This is a genomic window from Methylobacterium sp. E-025 (assembly GCF_022829705.1).
Lineage (GTDB): Bacteria > Pseudomonadota > Alphaproteobacteria > Rhizobiales > Beijerinckiaceae > Methylobacterium.
In genome coordinates, this window is the sequence record NZ_JAKSYR010000011.1 from 1 (window position 1) to 918 (window position 918).

The following is a 918-nucleotide window of genomic DNA, read 5'->3' on the forward strand; positions in this document are numbered from 1 at the left end:
ACGCCCTTGTTGCCGTCGACCGTCTGGGTGATGCGCAGGTTTCCGGCGAGCGAGCACAGCATGTAGGCCTGGTTGCGGGTCAGCCCGGTGCGGGCGCAGACGTGGCGCACCATCTCGCGCACCGCCTGCCGCATCGCCTCGTCGAGGCTCTCGTGCAGGCCGATCGTCATCAGGTCGGTGGGCGTCTCGGCGAACGGCCACTCGTAGCCGAGGTCCTTGCGCACGGTCAGGCGGAAGGTGCCGGTGAGGCCGGTCTCCAGCGCCGTGATGCAGACCTCGCCGTCGCCCTGCACGCCGTGCCCGTCGCCGGCGTAGAAGCCGGCGCCCGGGTTGTAGACCGGCAGGTAGAGGGTCGAGCCGACCTTCAGCTCCTTGTTGTCCATGTTGCCGCCGAAGCCGCGCGGCACCGCTGTGCCGACGCGGCCCCAGGCGGCGGGCGGCGCCGTGCCGAGGATGCCGAAGAACGGGTCGAGCGGCAGCTCGGTTCCCCAGGGCAGCACGCAGACGCCGCGCGCGACGTCGATGTCGGGGTGGATGGTCTCGTACTCGGTGAACTCGTCGGGCAAGGTCCCGAGCAGGGGCAGGATCGAGACGAAGCCCCAATCCTGCCGGAACGCCTGATCCAGGATCTCGACCTGCAGCACGTCGCCCGGCTCGGCACCGCGGACATGGACCGGCCCGGTGACGAAGTGCGGCCCGGGGCCGGGGACGCATTGATCGAGCACCGCGAGGTGCTCGGCCGAGACCCGCGCGGGATCGGGATGCAGCGACTCGCGTCCGCCGGCGGGGAAGGAATGGAGGGTGACCGTGTCCCCGGACGCGATCTCGAGCACCGGCGGCAGCGCGGCGTCGAAGTAGCCGAGCACCATCTTGTCGGGGGTGGCCGGGATCTCGTGATGCGTCGGCATGTGCGCTCCT

General features: G+C 70.9%; 1 protein-coding gene. It reads right to left on the reverse strand.

The features are described 5' to 3' along the window. The coding region (locus MKK64_RS00395; RefSeq protein ID WP_147860483.1) for an acetamidase/formamidase family protein at window positions 1–908 on the reverse strand (908 nt) is incomplete at its 3' end. Window positions 909–918 lie beyond the last annotated feature (10 nt).